The organism is Paenibacillus sp. FSL M7-0802 (assembly GCF_038004945.1).
GTDB classification, from domain to species: Bacteria; Bacillota; Bacilli; order Paenibacillales; family Paenibacillaceae; genus Paenibacillus; species Paenibacillus polymyxa_B.
Genome location: NZ_JBBOSD010000001.1, coordinates 1,676,246 through 1,696,251, shown reverse-complemented (window position 1 = coordinate 1,696,251; position 20,006 = coordinate 1,676,246). Strand labels below are relative to the sequence as shown.

Annotated in this window: 21 protein-coding genes and 1 pseudogene; 16 read left to right on the top strand and 6 right to left on the bottom strand. The window is 44.9% G+C overall.

The genetic code is table 11. The annotated features are described in order from the left end of the window. Positions 1-89: 89 nt before the first annotated feature. Both MHB54_RS08080 and MHB54_RS08075 read right to left on the bottom strand, forming a co-directional pair. Positions 90-1,040, bottom strand: coding sequence for an ABC transporter permease (locus MHB54_RS08080; RefSeq protein WP_053324730.1), 951 nt, complete (start codon positions 1,038-1,040; stop codon positions 90-92). 1 nt (position 1,041) lies between these two features. After that, a complete protein-coding gene (locus tag MHB54_RS08075) occupies positions 1,042-1,968 on the bottom strand; it encodes an ABC transporter permease (protein WP_023987210.1) in 927 nt (308 codons plus the stop codon). A gap of 318 nt (positions 1,969-2,286) precedes the next feature. Here MHB54_RS08075 and MHB54_RS08070 point away from each other — a divergent pair, with 318 nt between their 5' ends. From MHB54_RS08070 to MHB54_RS08050, 5 genes are all read left to right on the top strand, one after another. Further along, the gene (locus MHB54_RS08070) at positions 2,287-3,054 is read left to right on the top strand and encodes an amino acid ABC transporter substrate-binding protein (RefSeq protein ID WP_053324731.1); all 768 of its coding nucleotides are present in this window, start codon (positions 2,287-2,289) and stop codon (positions 3,052-3,054) included. A gap of 40 nt (positions 3,055-3,094) precedes the next feature. Then, positions 3,095-3,754 (top strand): amino acid ABC transporter permease, encoded by a 660-nt coding sequence (locus MHB54_RS08065; protein ID WP_023987212.1) that lies wholly within the window; start codon positions 3,095-3,097, stop codon positions 3,752-3,754. Between the two features lie 15 nt (positions 3,755-3,769). Continuing rightward, entirely contained in the window at positions 3,770-4,522 is a 753-nt protein-coding gene (locus tag MHB54_RS08060; protein WP_025683111.1) for an amino acid ABC transporter ATP-binding protein, read from the top strand. 418 nt (positions 4,523-4,940) lie between these two features. Next, on the top strand, positions 4,941-5,546 hold the full coding sequence (locus tag MHB54_RS08055) for a VC0807 family protein (protein ID WP_053324732.1): 606 nt from the start codon (positions 4,941-4,943) through the stop codon (positions 5,544-5,546). 6 nt (positions 5,547-5,552) lie between these two features. Continuing rightward, complete coding sequence (locus MHB54_RS08050) at positions 5,553-6,161, top strand: TetR/AcrR family transcriptional regulator (RefSeq protein ID WP_023987215.1); 609 nt, start codon at positions 5,553-5,555, stop codon at positions 6,159-6,161. A 138-nt stretch (positions 6,162-6,299) separates the two neighbouring features. Here the strand turns inward: MHB54_RS08050 and MHB54_RS08045 are convergent, their stop codons facing one another. Beyond that, the gene (locus tag MHB54_RS08045; RefSeq protein WP_023987216.1) at positions 6,300-6,587 is read right to left on the bottom strand and encodes a DUF6809 family protein; all 288 of its coding nucleotides are present in this window, start codon (positions 6,585-6,587) and stop codon (positions 6,300-6,302) included. Between the two features lie 297 nt (positions 6,588-6,884). On the opposite strand from MHB54_RS08045, the gene MHB54_RS08040 reads away from it, so the two are divergent. Then, a complete protein-coding gene (locus tag MHB54_RS08040) occupies positions 6,885-7,130 on the top strand; it encodes a helix-turn-helix domain-containing protein (protein WP_023987217.1) in 246 nt (81 codons plus the stop codon). A gap of 230 nt (positions 7,131-7,360) precedes the next feature. Next, positions 7,361-7,573, top strand: coding sequence for a helix-turn-helix domain-containing protein (locus MHB54_RS08035; RefSeq protein ID WP_023987218.1), 213 nt, complete (start codon positions 7,361-7,363; stop codon positions 7,571-7,573). A gap of 64 nt (positions 7,574-7,637) precedes the next feature. Here MHB54_RS08035 and MHB54_RS08030 read toward each other — a convergent pair. Then, positions 7,638-7,739 (bottom strand): annotated as a pseudogene (locus MHB54_RS08030) (GNAT family N-acetyltransferase); the annotation flags it as partial. A gap of 471 nt (positions 7,740-8,210) precedes the next feature. Here MHB54_RS08030 and MHB54_RS08025 point away from each other — a divergent pair. Then, the gene (locus tag MHB54_RS08025; RefSeq protein WP_023987219.1) at positions 8,211-8,849 is read left to right on the top strand and encodes a glycoside hydrolase family 11 protein; all 639 of its coding nucleotides are present in this window, start codon (positions 8,211-8,213) and stop codon (positions 8,847-8,849) included. A gap of 217 nt (positions 8,850-9,066) precedes the next feature. Here MHB54_RS08025 and MHB54_RS08020 read toward each other — a convergent pair whose 3' ends face one another. Then, entirely contained in the window at positions 9,067-10,380 is a 1,314-nt protein-coding gene (locus MHB54_RS08020; RefSeq protein ID WP_023987220.1) for a hypothetical protein, read from the bottom strand. A gap of 226 nt (positions 10,381-10,606) precedes the next feature. Between MHB54_RS08020 and MHB54_RS08015 the strand changes: the two genes are divergently transcribed. The 6 genes from MHB54_RS08015 to MHB54_RS07990 all read left to right on the top strand — a co-directional run bounded on the left by MHB54_RS08015 (position 10,607) and on the right by MHB54_RS07990 (position 15,278). Continuing rightward, positions 10,607-11,833, top strand: coding sequence for a M20 metallopeptidase family protein (locus tag MHB54_RS08015; RefSeq protein ID WP_034095150.1), 1,227 nt, complete (start codon positions 10,607-10,609; stop codon positions 11,831-11,833). Positions 11,834-11,861: 28 nt separating this feature from the next. Further along, complete coding sequence (locus tag MHB54_RS08010) at positions 11,862-12,701, top strand: enoyl-CoA hydratase/isomerase family protein (protein WP_023987222.1); 840 nt, start codon at positions 11,862-11,864, stop codon at positions 12,699-12,701. A gap of 61 nt (positions 12,702-12,762) precedes the next feature. Then, positions 12,763-13,527 carry an enoyl-CoA hydratase/isomerase family protein gene (locus MHB54_RS08005; RefSeq protein ID WP_226887840.1) on the top strand — a complete coding sequence of 255 codons (765 nt, stop codon included), beginning with the start codon at positions 12,763-12,765 and terminating at the stop codon, positions 13,525-13,527. 91 nt (positions 13,528-13,618) lie between these two features. Then, positions 13,619-14,014: a serine dehydratase beta chain gene (locus MHB54_RS08000; protein WP_023987224.1), complete on the top strand. Its 396-nt coding sequence runs from the start codon at positions 13,619-13,621 to the stop codon at positions 14,012-14,014. Positions 14,015-14,214: 200 nt separating this feature from the next. Continuing rightward, positions 14,215-14,763: an L-serine ammonia-lyase, iron-sulfur-dependent, subunit beta gene (locus MHB54_RS07995; protein WP_340982137.1), complete on the top strand. Its 549-nt coding sequence runs from the start codon at positions 14,215-14,217 to the stop codon at positions 14,761-14,763. 8 nt (positions 14,764-14,771) lie between these two features. Continuing rightward, positions 14,772-15,278: a TetR/AcrR family transcriptional regulator gene (locus MHB54_RS07990; RefSeq protein WP_340981514.1), complete on the top strand. Its 507-nt coding sequence runs from the start codon at positions 14,772-14,774 to the stop codon at positions 15,276-15,278. A gap of 344 nt (positions 15,279-15,622) precedes the next feature. Here the strand turns inward: MHB54_RS07990 and MHB54_RS07985 are convergent, their stop codons facing one another. Further along, positions 15,623-16,975 carry an MATE family efflux transporter gene (locus MHB54_RS07985; RefSeq protein WP_023987228.1) on the bottom strand — a complete coding sequence of 451 codons (1,353 nt, stop codon included), beginning with the start codon at positions 16,973-16,975 and terminating at the stop codon, positions 15,623-15,625. A 137-nt stretch (positions 16,976-17,112) separates the two neighbouring features. On the opposite strand from MHB54_RS07985, the gene MHB54_RS07980 reads away from it, so the two are divergent. Both MHB54_RS07980 and MHB54_RS07975 read left to right on the top strand, forming a co-directional pair. Further along, positions 17,113-17,799, top strand: a complete 687-nt coding sequence (locus tag MHB54_RS07980; RefSeq protein WP_023987230.1) for a TetR/AcrR family transcriptional regulator — start codon at positions 17,113-17,115, stop codon at positions 17,797-17,799. A 1,560-nt stretch (positions 17,800-19,359) separates the two neighbouring features. Next, positions 19,360-19,938 carry a sugar O-acetyltransferase gene (locus MHB54_RS07975; RefSeq protein WP_310169224.1) on the top strand — a complete coding sequence of 193 codons (579 nt, stop codon included), beginning with the start codon at positions 19,360-19,362 and terminating at the stop codon, positions 19,936-19,938. The last annotated feature ends 68 nt before the right edge of the window (positions 19,939-20,006 follow it).

Below are 20,006 nucleotides of genomic sequence, written 5' to 3'. Positions count from 1 at the left end.
ATAAAGGAACTGCCGTTTTTCCTGCGGTTAGGCGAGAAGCTGCGGATCATGGTGACACCCCTCCTTGTCCAATTTGGATCTCTCTGTTGTTAATGTTGTGAGCGCGGGTCAAGTGCATCTTGAAGCCCGTCTCCAAGTGTATTGAACGCCAGCATGGTGAGCGATATCATCAGCCCGGGGAAAAATAGGCGCCACCATTGACCGCTTAAAATAACGCCAAGTGAATCGTTAGCCATCGTCCCCCAGCTGGCCGAAGGAGACTGAATCCCCAGACCGAGAAAGCTCAGGAACGATTCGGCAAAAATAGCCGACGGAATAGTGAACGTCAAATTTACAATAATGATTGCCGCTGCGTTCGGTAGCAAATGTCTGAAGATAATACGCGAATGAGATGTCCCCAAGCTACGGGCTGCTAACACATATTCCTGCTGCTTCAGCTGTAAGATTTGCCCACGCACTACACGGGCCATACCGACCCAGCCAGTAATAGATAATGCAATAATCATCGTGAGTAGGCCTGGCTTCATAATGACGAGCAGCAGAATGATGACCAGCAGATAAGGAATACTATACAAAATTTCAATAATACGCATGAGAATGCTGTCGATCCGGTCGCCCGTTTTACCGTGCCCAGCACAATAGCCAGCAACACAGCCGACGAGAATGCCAAGCACCAAATCAATGGCGGCAGCGGCAAAGCCGATCATGAGTGAAATTCTAGCCCCGGCCCATGTCCGTGCCCATACGTCCCTCCCCAGATCATCCGTGCCAAACCAGTGCTCTCCCGAAGGAGAAAGATTCGTCTTCAAAAGGGATTGATCACTGGGTGCATAAGGAACCATGGAAGGTCCAACAATCGCCAGCACAATAATAATGATAAGTAGGGAAAGCCCCAACAGAGCAAGCTTGTTGTTAAAAAGTCTGCGTAGCCGATCCCGCCAGGGTGATTCTTTGGGTCTGGTCAACGTGGGGGTGGGGATCTGGCTACGGTCTACAAGACTAAACAGGCTGTCCTTTTCGACAGTAGGTGCTGCTTTCATGTTAATCTCCTTTGCTGTCTAATTTGATTCGCGGATCGACAAGGCGATAGGATATATCAATTAAAAATAAAGTAACGACCAGAATGGCACTATAGAAAATGGTCGTCCCCATAATCACTGGATAATCCCGGTTAAAGATACTGTCTACGAAGTATTTACCGATGCCGGGAATGGCGAATATTTTTTCAACGACAAAGGTACCTGTAATAACGGAAGCGAATAACGGTCCGATAAAGGACAGCACCGGAATCAACGCGTTGCGTAATCCGTGACGAATGACTACTGCCCAAGAGGACAACCCTTTTGCTTTGGCAGTGCGTATGTACTCCTCATGCATAACTTCCAGCATACTCGTCCGCATAAAGCGGGCGATAACGGCAAGCGGTGAAACAGCGAGAGCCAGCGACGGAAGCACCGTATGCTGCCAGGTTCCCCATGAGGCGACCGGAAGCAGGTGCCATTGGACGGCAACATACTTGATTAACAGCGGTGCCAATATGAAGCTGGGTACGGAAATACCAACAATGGCGATAAACATCGAGATATAATCCAGTGGTCGATTATGGTGTAGAGCAGCCAGCGTTCCGAGCGAAATACCGGCAATAATCGCGACCACGATGGATTGAATACCCAGCAATGCAGAAGGTGGAAAACCTCGGGCGATAAGCATATTGACGTCCGTCGTTTTCGATTGAATAGACGGGCCCATATCCAGCACTAGCAGATTTTTTAGATACAGCACATACTGCACAGCGAGCGGCTTGTCCAGATTGTACCTGGCACGCATGTTTTGCAATACCGCTTCCGGAATCGTTTTGGAATCGTTCGAGAATGGATCACCCGGAATGATGTGCATGATGATAAACGTTAAAGTGACGATAATCCACAACGTTATGAACATCGTAAAAAGACGCTTTAAAATGTACATGGGGCTTTATTTCTCCTGTCTATCAAGCTGATTTACATACTATTGCTGCTGAAATTTTAAAATAAATAAAAGTATATAAGAATACTAGGAAATAATAAGACGGTTTAGGTGACATGTCAAGGTAAGGTTTTACATTATAGAACACAGGTCAAATTTTCGTCACAGGTTTTCCATTTATATGAGGCTAAGATTCCGCTCATTCCTCTCGACGAGTATCCTGCGGTGTGTTATGATGATACTCTGATAACGTGTTAACGAACTAAAGCGTTTGCCACCTGTTCTTGGATACGGGGGTCACCATTGTTGGAGGGGAATAAGATGAGAAAAGCAGCCATGTTTACGATGTTAATTGGATTGATGATGATCGTGTTGGCCGGATGTTCCGGCGGTAAGGATGACAGTAAATTGATTATTGGAATTGATGATAAATTCGCCCCGATGGGCTTTAGAGATGAAAATAACGAGCTGACCGGCTTTGATATTGATTATGCGAAAGCGGCCGGGGAACAAATGGGTAAACAGGTGGAATTTCAGCCGATTGACTGGTCTGCCAAAGAATCCGAGCTGAACAGCGGACGTATTGATCTCATTTGGAATGGATACACCATTACGGATGAGCGTAAGGAAAAAGTGCTGTTCACGAAGCCATATCTGAAAAACAGTCAGGTGATTGTCATTCCGACTACTTCCAGTCTTTCCAAGCTGGCTGATCTGACGGGCAAAACGGTCGGACTCCAGACGCTGTCTTCAGCAGCCGATGCATTGGATGCAAATCCGATCAAAAGTAAATTGAAGCAAGTGTCCGAGTTCCCGGATAATGTTCTCGCTTTGACAGACTTGAAAACCGGACGTCTGGATGCGGTGGTCATTGATGAAGTTGTTGCCAAGTACTATATGTCGAAGGAACAAGGGACGTATAAGCTGCTTGATGAATCACTGGCCCCTGAGGAATACGGCATCGGTGTGAAAAAAGGGAATGAAGAGCTGTTGACGCAGCTGCAATCCGCTTTGGATGAGCTGCACAAGAACGGAAAAGCTGCTGAAATTTCGAAAAAGTGGTTTGGTGAAGATAAAGTATTAAATTAATACGTAGTGTATCGAACTAAGGGTTTAGGAGTCGAAGGTTATGAGTATGGAATATATTTTACGAATTATGAAGCCTATGCTTGAAGGGGCACAGATGACGGTTATTTTATTTTTCATCACGCTCATCTTGTCTATTCCATTGGGTTTTATCGTTACTTTACTGGCCAAAAGCCGGATTAAGCCAATCGCCTGGCTGATGCATACGTACATTTATGTTATACGCGGCACGCCGCTTTTGCTGCAATTATTGTTCTTTTGTTTTGGTCTGCCGATGTTGCCTGTCATTGGGGAGTATCTGGTATTGGACCGGACAACGGCTGCGGTACTGGCATTTGTACTGAATTATGCAGCTTATTTTGCAGAAATTTTCAGAGGCGGGATGTTGTCGATTGATAAAGGGCAATACGAGGCTTCGCAAGTGCTTGGCTTGAGCAAGTCGCAGACGCTGATTAGAGTCATTGTGCCGCAAATGGTACGGATTGCTTTGCCTGCGGTAACGAATGAGGCGACAACACTGGTAAAAGATACGGCACTACTGTATGCAGTAGCGGTACCGGAACTGCTGCATTTTGCCAATACGGCTGTAAACCGTGATTTCTCGATTGTACCTTATGTTGTAGCGGCGGTTATTTATTTGTTATTAGCTTTGGTGCTGACGCTATTCTTCAGGGCGCTGGAAAAACGTTTTAAATTCGAGTAAAAGGAATGTCGAGATATGAATACTAATGCAATAGAAGTTACCGATTTGAAAAAATCGTTCGGCAAGCTCGACGTTCTGAAAAGAGTGAGCTTTAACGTTAAAGCGGGCGAGGTTGTAGCCGTCATCGGTCCTTCAGGTTCAGGAAAAAGTACCATGCTCCGTAGTTTGGTGCACCTGGAAGATGTGACGGGCGGGACGATCCGCATTCATGATAAAGCACTGGTGGAAAACGGTCAGTACGCTCCAGCAGGTGATATTAAGGGCATTACCACCGGGATGGGCATGGTGTTCCAGCATTTTAATCTGTTCCCTCACTTGACGGTGCAGGATAATCTGGAGCTGGCTCCGAAGCTGGTGAAAAAGGTGAGCAAGGCTGAACTGCGTCGCCAAAGCGCTGAGTTGCTGGCTAAAGTCGGATTGGCAGATAAAGCAGATGCGTATCCATCCCGACTGTCGGGGGGACAGAAGCAGCGTGTGGCGATTGCCCGGGCAATGATGATGAACCCTGATATTTTACTGTTCGACGAGCCGACCTCGGCCCTTGATCCCGAGCTGACGGGTGAGGTGCTGCGAGTTATCAAAAAGCTGGCTGAGGAACATATGACGATGGTCATCGTGACCCACGAGATGAATTTTGCGAGAGATGTGGCGGATCGTGTCATTTTTATGGATAATGGAGAAATCGCGGAATCCGGTACACCAGAGCAGATTTTTGGAAATCCGCAGCTGGAGCGGACGAAGGTATTTTTGAATCGGGTGGAGGCTTAAAAAAATAGTTGCTTGTTAGAGTGTGTGTCGGGGAGGCGCTGCGCGTGCAGATTGTTCTTTCGAACGCACATGCTTCTTCAGAACAATTCTGCCCGCTCCGCTCACCGACCACCTTTGCCGCAACAAGTTTTTAAGCAGGAAGTGTGGGAGAAGAATAAAAGCAAGGGAGATGGCAAGCGCCATCTCCTTTTTTTTGTAGTTGTAGGGTATGCGAAACGTGTAGCAACATGAGGAAATATAGAATGTAAGCTCTCAAAAAGCTGGTTTAACAAGGAGTAAAAAACCTTAATGATTCTTATGTAAAAAGTCATGACGTTAGGTATTATTATTTTTTAATCTTTACATACCTACCGAAGGTATGTAAAATAAAAGATACCTACCGAAGGTAGGTTTTAAATGATGAGAGGATGAGTCGATCATGAATAAATCTCGCAACGAAATCATCTTTACGTTAATCATCAATCTTGTATTGCCTTATTTGACTTATCGCCTGCTAATTCCGTATACGAGCAGTGTGGTGGCTCTGTCTATCGCTGCTCTTGTACCACTATGCGACTCGATCTACAGCCTTATACGGACCCGTAAAGCAGATGTGTTCTCTGGCTTTATTTTTCTTGGTCTGATTCTTGGCGTCGTGGCCGTTCTCTTGGGCGGTGATGAACGCTTTATTTTGCTACGGGAGTCTTATGTGACCGGTATTATGGGGGTGGTGTTTCTAGGTTCGCTGCTCTTTGGTCGACCATTAATTTATTATTTTGCGGAAAGATTCACAGGCCATAATCCTCAGATGAACGATAAATGGGAGAAACTTCCCCGCTATCGCTTTAATTTCCGCCTGATAACGGCGGTGTGGGGACTCAGCCTGCTGCTGGAAGCCTTCATCAAAGTAGTGCTGGTATACTCGTTGTCCATACCGACCTTTCTGGCCGTATCCTCGTTCTTCACTTACGTGATTATTGGTTTGACGATCTGGTGGAATATTGGTTTCATTAAACGAATAAAAAGACAGACAACCGGGAGGTAAAAGATTATGCAAGACAAAGCGATGAACGACAGTCTAAAAAAGCTGCTTGAGATTGCCGAAGAGATGATTATGGAGAAAGGCTGTCGGGCGACGACACTACAGGATATTGCGGATCGCAGCGGACTGACTAAAGGAGCCATTTACCATTATGTCAAAAGCAAAGATGAATTGTTCGGTATGATTCTGGAGGCGGGAATGGAGAAAACCAATCAGCGTTTTTTTGAATCTGTCGCCCGGACTCCCGCAGGACCAGAAGGAATCAAGTCCCCGCTTAACACCTTAACTGAACGGCTTCGTAACATCGGCAGTGGGGACAGCGCTACCAGCCTGATTTTTATCTATCTACTCAGCCAACAGGATAAGCCCGCCGTGGCAGGAATTCTGAAACGTTATCATGAAGCATCTATCCTCACTGCCAAAACGTGGATCGAAGTCGGACAGCAGAATGGAGCTATCCCTATTTCAATCGATGCGGACAGGACAGCTCGGATGTTCACCGTGTTCAAGAACGGACTGCAAGTTCAGCATAACATAGTGACCGATGGCGATAAAATCAACGAACTGGAAATTTACGAGTTCTTGATGAATGCGCTGGGGGGCGCAGGCAGAGGCTAGTGAGCCCCTCCATTCGTTTTGTTATCCCCGGATATTACCTTTAAATTTATATTTATTGAGGAAAAATCTAGGGATAACAGCGATCGGAACGGGTAATTTGCATGCGTAGCGGGTTCACCACCATAACTCCTCCATCATCTATCTATTACGATCAACAATTTCTTTGTCCTCGCTAAATACTTCAATCATCGTTAATGCCCCCGCCCGGTACCCGTGAATGAATGCTGCTGCGGAGTGCAGGGAAGTTGACTCGCTTAATAAATCAAACATGACTTCAATTGACTCAAACTCGACTGCTGGTAATTTGCTTTTCAACATCTCCATGAGATCACTAATTTTTTGATTCACTTTTTGAGATTCAGGGTCGGTTGAATTTATCTGTTCACTGGGACGCCAATTCCCATAATACATATCCTCCAAAATCATTTTCATCATGCCTCCTTATGAATACTGATTATTTATATAAGTTGAGCTAAAGATGTACATACGGCGCCACTACGCGGTCGGATGGTGCTTCCCATCGCTGTTGTGCCCGGATTTCTTAATCAAGCTAAGAAGGTTGAAATCCGGCCACAAAGGCGAACGCTATCGCTTGTACAGCACCATTCCGCCCACTCCGTTCTTATTCCACTTGTTATACTCTTTAAATAAATTTATGCGAAAAACGCATAAAAATCAATATGCAGTTTTCGCATGGAGTAAACTTTGCTTGGGTGATGAGCAATGTATAAGAGAATTCGCGATTTACGTGAGGACAAAGACTTAACACAACAGACCATGGCTGAATTATTACATATCTCACAAACGACCTACTCTCGATATGAAAATGGGACCTTGGACGTTCCCAGTGTCGTCTTAATCAAATTGGCAGATTTCCACAAGGTAAGTATCGACTTTATTCTTGGTCAGACAGATGATCCTGAACGTTGTACCGGTAAAAAGAATAGCATGCAAAATAAAGCTCTATGATGACCGCAGGAGCTATATTTCAATATTCTGTTATATGCTTCGTTGGGAAATATACACTTTAATAAAACGAATTTAGGAGAATCCGTCTGTCCCCATTAAGAGCTTTTGCATATGAAGGGACAACTCAAGATTTCAAGGTAAAGTTGAAGATAAATAAATTTTATGCGAAAAACGCATAAAAATCAATATGCAGTTTTCGCATGGAGTAAACTTTGCTTGGGTGATGAGCAGTGTATAAGAGAATTCGCAATTTACGTGAGGACAAAGACTTAACACAACAGAGCATGGCCGACTTTTTAGGTATCTCACAAACAACCTATTCCCGATATGAAAATGGGAATCTGGACGTCCCAAGTGTGGTCTTAATCAAATTGGCAGATTTCCACAAGGTGAGTATCGACTTTATTCTTGATCAGACAGATAATCCTAAACGTTACAGGTAAAAAGGCATAACATGCACAGCAAAAAAAGCTCCCGTGATGATTCACAGGAGGTTTTTTGCTGGAATTATTCATTAAGTCGTCCCATCATAACTGTGTTGAGGTAATTACCATCGGACAGAATTTTGTCCTTTTTTAATATGCCTTCGCTCTCAAACCCCAGTTTTTTTATACTGAATTGCACTCCTTAAAATTGACATTGGAAAAACTCCATATGGGAAACCGACGGGACTGACCCCAGTTGCCATTGGCAGCTTTTTGGTTTTAACGATATAAGTTCTTGTCTTCAGCTTGGGACAAGAACTTATATTGTTTCCGATTAGATGAATATCTAAAAAATCCGACATAAAAATAGATTCGCATATTGCTCGAATAATTAAAAGCAGCGAAGACCTTCTTCCAACGTTACGAAACTCGATTACCCTTCAACGGCTTCTATAAAATTCAAAGAGAGCTAAACATAATAGAGTTAAAGCTTTAATTTGCTAGGTTTATATGCAAACGCTATCATTCTATAATTTACACATAAGGGAGGTAAAAGTAAAAAAACGGGATATGCACAGATAAGAGATGTGTTACAAACAGAATCAACTAACAAGCAGGTGTATGGGACAAACACAAAAATTTTAGGAGGTAGATTATGTTTAATTTTAGTAAGAAAATGATGACAGTAGTTCTTGCAGCTTCCATGAGTTTTGGGTTGTTTGCAACAACCTCAAGTGCAGCGACAGACTATTGGCAAAATTGGACCGATGGCGGTGGGACGGTCAATGCTGTTAATGGATCAGGCGGTAATTACAGCGTAACATGGAAGGATACCGGGAATTTTGTTGTCGGGAAAGGCTGGACTACTGGATCACCAAACAGAACGATTAACTACAATGCCGGTGTCTGGGCGCCGTCCGGTAATGGATACTTGGCTCTCTACGGGTGGACGAAAAACTCACTCATCGAATATTATGTCGTTGATAGCTGGGGGACTTATCGACCTACCGGAACGTATAAAGGTACGGTGACCAGTGATGGGGGCACATATGACATCTACACAACAATGCGATACGACGCCCCTTCCATTGAAGGCGAAAAAACGACGTTTATTCAGTACTGGAGTGTTCGACAGTCGAAGAGACCGACCGGGGGTAACTCCACGATCACTTTCAGCAACCACGTGAAAGCATGGGCGAGCAAAGGAATGAATCTGGGGAATAGCTGGTCTTACCAGGTGTTAGCAACAGAGGGGTATCAAAGTAGTGGGAGTTCTGACGTAACGGTGTGGTAATCACTCAACCACAAGCTGTTCAACGAACAGGCGCGGTTGGGACTGTCTCACGGGATAAGCGGGTTTTGAGAGCTGTCTGATAGATAGGGTTTAAATGAATCGATCATAAGTGATTTGACTTGGTAAATTAAGCGCAAAAAAGGCACGTTTTCAGTTTTGAAAATGTGCCTTTTTTGCCATTAATTTAAAGTCGAAATGGCAAACGTAACAATGCGTGTCATCTGCTTAATTTGCGCCCTTCTTTGTCGAGAAACAACAGTTCGTAGTATTTTTTTGGTCGCCCTTTACTGTTGTCTCGTTTTTCAAATACCGTTTGTACGTATTTACTTTCTTCAATTTTGTTAAGGATACGGTTTGCACCTCTGACGGTCATGGACAGGCATTGAGCAACATCCTCAGAGGATAATTTATTTGTTCTCATGATTTCTGCGTAGGACATGATTTTTTGCAAGTTAATGTTGTTTATTCCGATAGTTTTGGCTAACGCGATGATTTCCGGGTCCCCCTGTTCAGAGAACTGTATGACATTCATGCTCCGCATTGGGCCGATAACCTTCTGATCCTCGTTTATAAAAAAGCTGCAGCTGCCCGTAAAGGCTTCCGCCTGTCTGTGAGCTTTGGTGGCGTTAATGTTAGCTTGAAAATATTCATGCCCTGAGCCCCACCCGATCTTCACCTTGTCGCTTATGCGCTCTTCCAGATACTCCAGCAGGGTGCAGTTATGCGCGTTAGAGGTGATTTTCATGAAATTTCCATAGGTGGTGTATAGTCTGACAAAGCCTTCCGAAATTTGGGCCGTGTCTGCCAGATTCACGCTGCGCAGAAATCTGCCGACAAGGACCTTTAGCTCATGAAGCTGCTCTTCAGATGGCGGTTCCGCCGTTTTGGTCGATAAGCATGCGACAACTGCCCTCTGACTCTTAAGCTTGAGGATGGTAATCTCGTTGATGATCTCTCTTATGGTCTCTTTAACGTTTTCCAAAGTGGGCCGGATTAAGATATATCTGACTCCGTGCTTTTTGAGTTCTGGAACAAAGTGGCCGAACGCCGTGATGGACAGGTCTATTTTCTTATCTTCCCACAGAGTGATATGGTTTTCGAGCATTGTTTCCACCCGTTCGAGCAGATCGTCGTTGTTAATGGGCTTTCCCTCATGAGTCAGGTATTGTTGGAATTCACTGAAAGAATCGATAATATACGCATAATCCACATAGATCCTAGATATATCAAGCTCAGGATATGTAACCAGTAGCCGGAAAAGTTCCCTATATAGAAGGTTTTCATTATCCTGCAAAATGTGAATAGGTACTTTTTCATCCAAGCATTCCTTATCAATTGACTCGTAAAGCATCCTGCCACTGATAACAAATCCATCTACCGAACCTAAGTTTTTAAGATATATGTCTTTTGTTTCCCGGAAGTTGTTGATCGTAAGAAAACGGAACTGACATACCGACCGCATTTCTTCTTCAATGGCGCGGAAATAGTCCATATGGGTCTCAGGCGTGATAATACCCAGCTTGATTTTCATGGTAGATTCCTTTCATAAACAGTTCAATCAAAAGAGTTATATCACAATAAATGTGATATTTCAATGTTCCGGTAGCCTCCAAAAAAAAGCGTTCTTAAAATGTCTTATTTTCTCTTTACATTTAATAAATTTAAAAGTACGATAAAATTGTTCTTAAAAAGTCTTAAAATAAGAAGGGGGGGATGTTTACTCTGTTCTTACGTTCATTCAATTTGTGTTTTGGGAGATGTTCATTGTGATTGAAGAAGCTGGAGACTTTTTGAGTATGGCCCATCAGCTGCAGGAAAAATTGGTCATGTACAGGCATCATCTGCATGCGATTCCGGAACTTGATTTAAGTTTGCCCAGGACAACTGCCTACGTAAAAGAGGTGTTGGAGTCGATGAGTCTTAAGCCCACTCCCGTAGGAGAATCAGGTCTAACGGTTACGATCGGCGGACAACATGCCGGGAAGGTGATTCTTATTCGTGCGGATATGGATGGGCTGCCCATTCAAGAAGAAACGGATATTTCTTTTGCGTCGTTGAATGGAAACATGCATGCATGCGGTCATGACTTGCATACTTCCATGCTGTTGGGAGCTGCGGAGATCCTGAAGGCAAACGAAGAGCAGCTTCGCGGGACGGTTAAGCTTATGTTTCAGCCGGGTGAAGAGACTCTGCACGGGGCAAAGATGATGCTTGAGAATGGGATTCTCGAAAATCCTAAAGTGGATGCAGCCATGATGCTTCACGTGTTGACTGGAATGCCAATTCCTGCCGGGCAATTTGTAGTGCCTGAGGCCGGAGAAGCGATTTCAGCTTCTTCTGATTGGTTCGAAGTAATCATCCGCGGAAGGGGCGCACATGGAGCGATGCCTAGTGCCGCAGTAGACCCATTAAATGTAGCTGCTCATCTTCATCTGGCGCTGCAGGGGATCGTAAGCCGTGAAATTTCGCCAATGGAGAGTGCAGTTCTTACAATTGGAGTGATGGAAGGTGGAAGTACAAACAACGTGATTCCCGATACTGCCAGAATGAAAGGCAGCGTACGCACATTTAACGCCGCATTGCGGGATGAAATGGAAACCCGTATCCACGAAATTTCTGCAGGTATTGGAGTAACTTTTCATGCAAAGGTGGATGTGATTTATACCAGGGGCTGTCCTGAGGTGAAAACGGAAAGCGGGCTGAACCATCAAATGAGAACTACTATTGCCAACACTTTTGGCGCCAGTTCCTTTATCGGTATAACACAATTGATACCCGGTGGTAAATTAATGGGATCAGAAGACTTCGCATTTGTATCACAAGCGGTGCCAAGTACCTCAGTGTTTATTAACGCAGGCAATACCGAAGAAGGTTATGGTTACCCTATGCACCATCCAAAGACGATGTTCTCGGATGAGGTACTTTATAAAGGGGCTGCGGCATACGCTGCTTTCGCCAGAGATTGGCTTGAAAGTAATAGATAATATCTAAACAAAACTAGGAGGAATTGAAATGACTGAGCGACGTATGATTGGACCAACAAAATTTGAAGAGTACTCGGTGAAGTACAAAGACTTTCTATTAATGACCCGTCGTGACGGAATAATTGAAGTGCGGTTGCACACCGACGGAGGGCCGTATCAACATTCTTGGGAAGCCCATACTGCATGGTCCCATGCATGGTCAGATATTGGCCGTGACCCTGAAAACGAGGTAATGATCATTTCTGGAACAGGGGATAAATGGGTAATAGGGAACCCTGATGTCTGGAATACAAAATTTATGGACTGGCCGAAGCAAAAGAAGCTCGAACAGTATCATGAATCGCTGAGACTGCTTGAAAATTTGATATTCTGCATTGACATCCCCACAATAGGGGCGATCAATGGGCCGGGAACGCATTGTGAACTCGCAACTCTCTGTGATATTACTATTTGTACAGAAGACGCGGACTTTTTTGATCCTCATTTTCTGGGAGGCACACCTCCCGGAGATGGAATGTTACTCACGCTGCAGAACATGATAGGTTTCAAGAAAGCAGCATATTACGCTTACACTGGCAAGAATATCAATGGTCAAACCGCATTGGACCTAGGCATAGTTAGTGAAGTCCTCCCCCGCGAAAAGCTCCTTCCACGTGCTTGGGAACTTGCGGAGATGATCATGCAGGCACCACGTTCAACGAGACATCTCTCACATTCAATTATATCCCGTCCATGGAAACAAGCCTTGGTCAGTGATCAAGGGTTCCAGCTTGCTCACCAAATGTTCGATATGGCTATTGATGAAGAAGGTGCTCTTGAGAGACTGATGAAGATGCAAGGACGTCTAATGGGCAACGAAGTTCAATAGAGATATGGCGGGACCTACAAGATTCGAAAAATATTCGGAGAAGTACAAGGACTTGTTCTTCATGACTCGCCGTGACGGCATACTCGAAGTGCGTATGCACACTCGCGGGGGACCTCTTCAATTTGACTGGGCGACCCAAACTGCATATGGCAATGTATGGTCAGATGTTGGCCGTGACCCTGAAAATGAGGTGATGATCCTTACAGGGACAGGAGATTTGTGGCAAATAGGCAATCCTGAAGTCTGGACAACAAAATTCATGGATTGGCCGAATAACCGGAAACTGGAATTATATCATGAATCGTTGAGAATGATTGAAAATATGATCTATTGCATCGACATCCCCACAATTGGGGTGATCAATGGTACAGGCTCACACTGGCAAATGGGAACGCTTTGTGATATTACCATTTGTGCTGAAGGCACAGAGTTTTTCGATGCTCATTACCTAGGCGGTGTACCGCCTGGAGATGGAATCGTCTTAGCACTTCAAAATATACTGGGAATCAAGAAAGCGGCATTTTGCGCATACACGGGTATGAATATTAATGCACAAGCGGCATTAGACCTCGGTCTGGTTAGTGAGGTACTGCCTCGTGAAAAGCTTCTTCCACGTGCGTGGGAACTGGCAGAGATGATCATGCAGGCACCTCGCTTTGTAAGACATCTTACTCATTCGATTGTGTCGCACACATGGAAAAAAGCCCTTGCCAACGATCAAGGTCTCCAGCTTACTCACCAATTGTATGACATGGCCATTGATGAAGAGGGTGTTCTTGAGAGGCTGATGAAAATCAAGGAACGTTTTCAGAGGAACGAGCGATAGTTTAAACGATGCCGAACGTTTATATTGGTCAAGCAGTAGGAAGATCTTATGCCAAAGAAAACTGAAAACTGAGAAAGGATGTAAGGGTGCTATGAAATCTTTGACAGAACTCTATAAGGTTGGCAGTGGACCATTCAGCCCCCATACAATGGGGCCGGAGAAAGCCGCCAGAATCTTCAAATCAGAAAATGAGGATGCCGAACGATTCAAGGCATTGATTTATGGTTCCCTTGCAAAAACAGGCAAAGGCCATATGACGGACAAGGCCATTATTAAAGCACTGTCACCATTTCCAACGGAGATTGAATTTGTTCCACACGCAGATTTTATTCTGCCCCATCCCAATACCATTGATTTTTTTGCTTACAAAGACGGGCGGCAAACAACATCCATGCGTGCTGTAAGTATCGGCGGCGGGGACATCGTTATTGAGGGACGGGAGGAGATGCTGGCGCCCGATGTCTATAGGGAGAATAGTTTTGTATAAATTAGTAAAATTTGTAAAGATAACAATATCCGCCTAAGCGATTACGTCGAGCAGTGTGAAGGCAAACAGATATGGGATTTTTTCTATGGGATTTGGGAAGCGATGAAGCATTCGGTCAACGAGGGGCTTTCAGTCACAGGTATTCTGGAAGGCGGTCTCCATGAGAACGCAAGGCGCAATTTCTTTATAATCAGCGGCATATTGATGAGAGCCCGGAGACGCGGGAAAACAGGATTGTCAGCGCATATGCTTTCGCGGTCAGCGAACAAAATGCCGCCGCCGGTGCAATCGTAACGGCCCCGACCTGTGGGGCCAGTGGTGTCATGCCGGCCGCGCTCCTTTATATGCAGCAAAAGAAGCATGTCTCGGACGAACAGATCCCCCGGGCTCTGGCAGTAAGCGGGCTCATTGGCAATCTGGTCAAGCAGAACGCCTCCATCAGCGGTGCTAAATGCGGCTGCCAGGGGGAGGTTGGCACTGCTTGCTCTATGGCATCGGCTGCACTGGCAGATCTGTCTGATATGGGTATCGACCAGATTGAGTATGCAGCGGAGGTTGCGTTGGAGCACCATTTGAGGTTGACCTGTGATCCTATTAGCGGACTTGTTCAGATCCCTTGCATCGAGCGGAACGCCGTGTGGCTGAAAAGCCTGTGCAAACATTGGGCCGCAAGCGAGATCACACGCGGGATGATAAAATCCTTGAGGCGACAATCGACATCCTCGCCGATACGAGTTTCGATGGTATGACAATGGACATGGTCGCGGCTCGAGCAAAGGCTGGGAAGGCGACGGTTTACCGCCGCTGGTCTTCCAAGGCGGAGTTAGTCCGAAACGCCTTGGCCTGGATGAATCGAAATCATCTTGAGCTCGAAAGCTTGCCTGATACAGGAACCTTGCGCGAAGATCTCCTCGTGCTTTTGAAGCCGCAATCGATCGCGGAAGAAGAACGAAAATTTCGAGTCTTAGCGGGTCTAGGCTCCTTTTTGCAGCATCCGGAATTTGCCGAAGCAGGAACAGCCGGGATTTTCGAGCCATGGGTTGTTGTGAACCGCGAGCTTATGAACCGAGCCGTCGTCCGCGGTGAAATTCCCGCTCACGCGGACATTGAGATGGCTTGCCAGGTCATTACTTCAATGGCTTCCTTTCGCGGACTCATCCAGCGCAAACCGTTCGACAAGCCTTTCTTCACAGCGCTAATCGATGGCATTCTACTGCCTGCACTCAAAAACCCGCAAACAGCTCCAAATATCATGGACAGATGATGACGAGGCGCTTACCAGAAGAATCTACAAGGTGGATCAATCACAGAAATGATTCAACTAACGGGAAACAATATTTGAATTTAGAACAGGGTTTGAAAAGTGAAATATAAGGGATTAGGAGGCACGGGTTTGCTCGTTTCGAAGTTTGCGCTGGGAACGATGATCTTCAGAGGTAAGAACTTTCCGATGAGTGTGGCGATGGGGGCGCTGAATAAGCAAGATCGTGCAGGTAGGGGGCATTTTCCTTTTTTAAATGACAATTGCCCTTATTCCCCGTCCACGTACCTAAAAAAGGCAGGATCGGGGAGTGTCCTTATCCTGCCTTCTTGGGTGTTATATGTTTTCTACTGTACTAACTTATCCAATTCTGGCTGCAATTTGGTCCGCAAAACATACAACATGATGGCACCAACAAGGAATGCGACCGCATCCGCAATGACAAGCGACCAGACCACCCCGTGGAAGCCGTTCATTTGATTGGCGATAAACAACACAGGAATCAGAGTAATCCCTTGAATAATTGACATAATAAACGCGGCAGTTCCTTGCGCTGATGCTTGGAAGATCCCGGTAAACAATGTGGTCATTCCTGTAATGAACAAGGATAGGAACGTCACATGTAGAATGTAGCTGCCCATTCCAATTAATTGCGAGTCATTTGTAAATAAACCAATTAAGTGGTCGGAAATCAAATAGACGATAATGCCGAATACGACTGCTAACGCCACAATCACTTTGATCGTAAATCCAATGGTATTCTTCATGCGTAATTTATTCGCTGTGAAAGAGAAGGCAATCAACGGCACGACTCCCTCGCATAAGCCCATCAGAATAAACTCAGGAAATTGCAATAAACGTGATGAAATTCCGTAAGCCGCTACGGCCTGATCCCCGTATTCGACAAGAAAATGGTTAAAGATGAGCGACATTGCACCCAAAAAGATACTCATAATAAAGACGGGAACTCCGATTTTGAATACATTGCTCAGAATGTCCTTGGTAGCCTTGAACCATTTTACGGAGACGGTTAAGAATTGGCTCTTATATCCCATATGGAAGGCGTAGAATGCACTCGCAACCAAGTTAGAAATGACCGTAGCAGACGCAACGCCGATCACATCCCAATGGAGCACGAAGATGACTAACGCGTCGAGAATAATATTTATAACAACACTGAGAATCATACCGATCATCGACGTGATTGCTGCACCCTCCGAACGCACGATATTCTCCAGTGTGAAGAATAATACGACGAATGGTGAGCCAATAAGCATAATCGTGACATAGTCCTTCGTGAATCCGAAGGAGCCAGACGTTGCTCCCAGGCCATGAACGATTGGATTGATCAACGGGAGACCTACGGCCATCACGATAAGACCGAGAACTAAACTGCTGTAAAAGGCGAATGAAGACACATGCTTTACCTCATCATATTTTTTCTCACCTAGCAAACGGGAGATGAATGTACCGCTACCCATGCCAATCAAATTGCCTAGCGCCATAATGATTGCGAATAACGGCAGGGTTAGTGCAAGTGCGGTTAACATAGCAGTATTGTGAAGTGTACCAAGAAAATAGGCATTCAAGATGGAATAAATGACGCTCATTGACGTGCCTAGCATCATTGGTATAGCGAAATGAGCTACGGCTTTTGCGATCGGTGCTTTTTCAAAGTAATGGAGGTTTTCTGCATCCATGCGGATCACTACTTTCTTTATTTATTTTGCCTTTCAGTCTAACACTGTTAGGTTGTACCTTACAGTGTTAGATGGTATCATGAACCAATGAACCTGTAAAGCATAAACTTACACTGTTAGATAAAAGGGCGGATGACATGAAAAAGCAGCAACCTCAGATTTCGGAGGATAAGATTTTGGAAACCTCGTGGGAGCTTCTTGGAGAGGAGGGCATCGAGAAATTAAGCATGAGACGATTGGCCGACAGGTTAGGGATTCAGGCTCCCTCTCTGTACTGGTACTTCAAGAGCAAACAGCATCTCTACCAGCGTCTGGCCAACCAGGTATCGAAAATGATTCTGGAAGAGTTCCACTCCGAGGGGGAATGGAAGGAGCAGCTGACGGGGCTTGCGGTAACGGTACGGAGCGTGCTCAGCCGATATCCCTGCTCCACGCAGCTCATGATGATGACGCTGCCCCACGAACCGGACATCATCCGGTTCACCAACCGTATGCTGCTCTGCGTGGAATCGACGCCGCTTGAGCAAGAGCAGAAAATGCAAGTGGTTACTACGCTTGTGAACTATGTCTTCTATTTCGTTCTAGACGATTATCAGCATGAGCGTAATGTCTCCGCTATCTTTAAGGACCAGAAAGCGCATCCGGGTGAGGAGATGATTCGCCTTCTGGACTCCATGAGCGAGACGGATGTGGGACTGTTTCGGAGGATGTTCACGAACGGGCTGTTCAATCTGATGGGAACCGACGGGGCGTTTGAGTTCGGCTTGAAGCTGATTCTGTTGGGGATTGAGCAGGTGATAAAGGAGCAGGAAAGTAGTATGTAAAAACCGCCCATCCGGTTATTGGATGGGCGGTTTCAATTAGGTTATGTTTACCCTAAATTGTTAGTGAATTTATAATCTTCTGCCTGTCTTTTTTCCTTTGTAAACGTGATTTACTTGTATTAATCATCAAGACAGGAAATATGTATCTTCAACTCAATTACTAAGCATAAAACCAAACGAGTACGTTATTTATACAAGGAACCATAGAATGGCCGGATATGTATAATATCGCCGAGCACTTCAAGCGTGTACCTGCGATTAGGTTTGCCGAAATCAAAGGAGCTGATCATATGCTTGTCCTTACTCATGCGGAAGAACTAGCAACTAGCATCCGACAGTTTTGTCACAGGTGAGAACCATCCGTGAATAGATTGGGTATCTCTTGAATCAAAGTATTATAATGAGGTGATAAGAAGTTTTGAACCTTAAGAGCAACCCGGAAGAAACATCTTGGTGCTTGGAAGCGGCGGATGAGTGAAAAGCGTTTGTTTACAGATAACATCAACACGATGTCTCTTAAGCATGTCTATACCAAGACCTTACATTCGGAGCAGTTGAATTGACGTACCGCCCATCAAAAGAAGATTAACGCTTTTCACCAAAAATCAGGAAGTGTTTATTGAATTAAAGGGACACGTTAGTTCAATAAAACAGCGGCAGGCTCAGACTGATAAAAATAAAGTCCGAGCCTGCCGCTGTTTTATATTGGAGCCAGTCATATAATTATAATCCGGAGCCTGACGGTAAACTATACCCAGCTACCTTGTATCCCACAGACGGTTCTTGCGAGCTGTTACTCTGAAAATAAAGCATCCGTTGCAACCGGATGAAGGATAGGCAGTGGCTGAAGGGAGATGGTCCGGTCGAGATGAACAAACGCATCATAACGATCCGTCATGCTGGAAGGCACATAATTGCCGAAGCTTTATTGGCTTACTAACACAATCGGGTCGTCAACGCGGATATATTATGAAAATTCACATTCTCTGCCACCATTAGGCTATATAAAAGTACCAACTGGGGTTGCACTATTCCGTGTTTCCTTTTAAAAGATATCCGTCGACAATGAAACCCGAACCAGGGAAATTATCTTTAGGAAAGGTCACGATCGCGCATGTTTGATCTTCATCATAATTTTGCGTTACTCTCGCCCAGAAGGTTGACGATCCTGTACGTAAGAGAATGGAGGCCTCCTTCTGTTTTCACATATAAGCAGATAACATACGAATGGTTGGCATTGTACTTATAACGTCTGGCCGGCCACCGTGAGATTCAACCATTTCTACTTCAATGATTTCTCCGGTTTGTACAAGAGATTTGATGACGTTTCCGCAAGTCGCCACGCTTAAACCGGTAATGTTAGAGACCGATGAAGTTGTTCCATGCTGCATCGACTTTAACTTGTTTTTACCAATTATACATTAAATTGTTAACTCTAATCGAGTTGCGTGGTAGATTTGGCAACTTGATCCTCATTTTTATATAAGTTATTATAAGTCATATAATATTAGATAATAAAAAGAATGTTAGGTATAAAGTCAGACGAAAGGGAGTGCTTGAGTGACTTTAAAAGAGCAATTGAGAAGCGGAGAAATGTACAACGATTATTCGGAGGCGTGTAGTGCTGCAAGACACAAAGCGTCTAAATTAACCAAGCTGTACAATAACAGCGATGATAAGCAGGAAAGAAAAGAAATCTTAGACAAGCTGCTAGAGAAATGCGGAGAAGACGTCCATTTTGCGAATGATTTTCGCTGTGAATTTGGGTTCAACATTACGATTGGCAATCACTTTTTCGCAAATTATGATTGCGTGATTTTGGATTGCGCGGAAGTTATGATTGGTAATGATGTTTTGTTCGGGCCTCGAGTTGGAATCTATTGCGCGAATCATGCAAAAGATGCCGTTGAACGCAGAAATGGTGGTTGTTATGCGAAACCAGTAACCATAGGAGACGATGTATGGATCGGCGCCGGTGTTCATATTAATCCTGGAGTCTCAATCGGTAGCAATTCGATCATTGGTTCCGGGAGTGTCGTAACTAAAAACATCCCGGCTAATGTTATAGCTGCCGGTAATCCCTGCCGAGTGATTCGAGCTATTACCGAAGCCGATAAAACCGGATTTATGGATGCATGACAAAACCGATAGGTGGGATCATAAAAGAAGACTGCTGAAGTAAGCTTCAGGCAGTCTTCTTTGTGTTT

Excerpts from the sequence above, each read along its gene's own strand:
- MHB54_RS08080 (WP_053324730.1), bottom strand. The coding sequence starts at position 1,040 with ATGAAAGCAGCACCTACTGTCGAAAAGGACAGCCTGTTTAGTCTTGTA.
- MHB54_RS08075 (WP_023987210.1), bottom strand. The coding sequence starts at position 1,968 with ATGTACATTTTAAAGCGTCTTTTTACGATGTTCATAACGTTGTGGATT.
- MHB54_RS08070 (WP_053324731.1), top strand. The coding sequence starts at position 2,287 with ATGAGAAAAGCAGCCATGTTTACGATGTTAATTGGATTGATGATGATC.
- MHB54_RS08065 (WP_023987212.1), top strand. The coding sequence starts at position 3,095 with ATGAGTATGGAATATATTTTACGAATTATGAAGCCTATGCTTGAAGGG.
- MHB54_RS08060 (WP_025683111.1), top strand. The coding sequence starts at position 3,770 with ATGAATACTAATGCAATAGAAGTTACCGATTTGAAAAAATCGTTCGGC.
- MHB54_RS08055 (WP_053324732.1), top strand. The coding sequence starts at position 4,941 with ATGAATAAATCTCGCAACGAAATCATCTTTACGTTAATCATCAATCTT.
- MHB54_RS08050 (WP_023987215.1), top strand. The coding sequence starts at position 5,553 with ATGCAAGACAAAGCGATGAACGACAGTCTAAAAAAGCTGCTTGAGATT.
- MHB54_RS08045 (WP_023987216.1), bottom strand. The coding sequence starts at position 6,587 with ATGATTTTGGAGGATATGTATTATGGGAATTGGCGTCCCAGTGAACAG.
- MHB54_RS08040 (WP_023987217.1), top strand. The coding sequence starts at position 6,885 with ATGTATAAGAGAATTCGCGATTTACGTGAGGACAAAGACTTAACACAA.
- MHB54_RS08025 (WP_023987219.1), top strand. The coding sequence starts at position 8,211 with ATGTTTAATTTTAGTAAGAAAATGATGACAGTAGTTCTTGCAGCTTCC.
- MHB54_RS08020 (WP_023987220.1), bottom strand. The coding sequence starts at position 10,380 with ATGAAAATCAAGCTGGGTATTATCACGCCTGAGACCCATATGGACTAT.
- MHB54_RS08015 (WP_034095150.1), top strand. The coding sequence starts at position 10,607 with ATGTTCATTGTGATTGAAGAAGCTGGAGACTTTTTGAGTATGGCCCAT.
- MHB54_RS08010 (WP_023987222.1), top strand. The coding sequence starts at position 11,862 with ATGACTGAGCGACGTATGATTGGACCAACAAAATTTGAAGAGTACTCG.
- MHB54_RS08005 (WP_226887840.1), top strand. The coding sequence starts at position 12,763 with ATGACTCGCCGTGACGGCATACTCGAAGTGCGTATGCACACTCGCGGG.
- MHB54_RS08000 (WP_023987224.1), top strand. The coding sequence starts at position 13,619 with ATGAAATCTTTGACAGAACTCTATAAGGTTGGCAGTGGACCATTCAGC.
- MHB54_RS07990 (WP_340981514.1), top strand. The coding sequence starts at position 14,772 with ATGGTCGCGGCTCGAGCAAAGGCTGGGAAGGCGACGGTTTACCGCCGC.
- MHB54_RS07985 (WP_023987228.1), bottom strand. The coding sequence starts at position 16,975 with ATGGATGCAGAAAACCTCCATTACTTTGAAAAAGCACCGATCGCAAAA.
- MHB54_RS07980 (WP_023987230.1), top strand. The coding sequence starts at position 17,113 with ATGAAAAAGCAGCAACCTCAGATTTCGGAGGATAAGATTTTGGAAACC.